Origin of the sequence: Actinotalea sp. JY-7885, assembly GCF_014525465.1 — a bacterium.
Classification (GTDB): Bacteria; Actinomycetota; Actinomycetes; order Actinomycetales; family Cellulomonadaceae; genus Actinotalea.
Genome location: NZ_JACEXH010000318.1, coordinates 1 through 1316 on the forward strand (window position 1 = coordinate 1; position 1316 = coordinate 1316).

The window sequence follows — 1316 nt, forward strand, 5'->3', positions numbered from 1 at the left end:
CGTCCGCGCCCGGCGGCAGCGCGACCCCGGCGAGCACGAGCACGTCCTCGACGTGCTGCCACGCACCCACGGCGCCGTGCCGGCGCAGCCGCCGCAGCCGGCGCGCCCGCAGGACCGCGGACACACCCGCGAGCACCACGACCGACGCGAGCACCGCGACCACCGCCATCGTGACGAGGAGCGCCGCACGCGGCCCCGGGACCGCGTCGGGCGGGCCGGGGACGGGCTCGGCGTCACCGGACTCCTCCGGCGCGGGGACCGCCGCGGGATCGGGGGGTTCGAGCTCCCCGTCGGTCGCGAGGTCGAGCGCGTCGGTCGCACGGTCGGCCGCCGTGCCGCTCGCCGCGGGGCTCGGGTCGAACGCGACCCACCCGGCCCCCGCGAGGTACACCTCGGGCCACACGTGCGCGTCCTCGCCCCGCACCACGACGGAGCCGTCCGTCGCAGGCTCCGGGAGCACGAACCCGAGCACGAGACGCGACGGCAGGCCGGCGGCCCGCGCGAGCACCGCGAACGAGCTCGCGAACTGCTCCGCCGTGCCGACCTGACCGCCCTGCTCGGGCTCCGCGAAGAGGAACTCGCGCACGCGTGCGTACGACGAGCCGGACACGGCGTCGGGCGCGAGCTCACGGTCGGCGCGCACGGTCTCCTCGATGAGGCGCGCCTGCACGAGGCGCGACGGCGCGTGCTGCGTCACGGTGCGCGCGTACGCGAGCACGTCGGCCGGGATGCGCGGGAGCTCGAGGTAGCGCGCGACCTCCGCGCCGCTCGGGACGCCCGCCGTCGCGAGGGTCGCAGCGGCCGGCTGGTCGACGTCGGCCGTCACCCGGTAGACGGACCCGGCGGCGAGCCCCTCGGGCGCCACGAGCGATCCCGTCTCGACGTCCCACAGCGCGCCCGGGACGGTGACCGAGACCGGCCGGCCGGCCGTGGGCAGCCAGGTCCCCGTCCCGAGGGCGGGACTCGCGAGCCCCGTGAGCTCCAGCGTCGCGTCCATCCGCCCGACCTCGGCCCCCGGGGGGAGCGAGGGTGACGCGACCGCGCCGACGGGGCGCAGGCTGGAGCCGGACCGCCAGGTCGCCCCGTCGAAGTCGGGGAGCACGACGAGCGACAGGCGCGGCGGCAGGGCACCGGTCGCGACCAGGAGCTCGCGATCGGGCTCGGCCGCCCAGACGGCGAGCTGCGGCAGCGGGTGCGTCGCGTCCACGCGCACCACGGGCGGCGTCACGTGCTCGCGCGGCTCGAAGGGCTCGCCGCGCGTGAGGGCGCCGCCCGCCGCCGTCGCGGACGCGGCCACGAGCACGGCGGCGAGGGCC

General features: G+C 79.0%; 1 protein-coding gene. It reads right to left on the minus strand.

The genetic code is table 11. From position 1 onward, the window contains the following. The coding region (locus IDM29_RS16710; RefSeq protein ID WP_188037837.1) for a transglutaminase domain-containing protein at positions 1 to 1316 on the minus strand (1316 nt) is incomplete at both ends.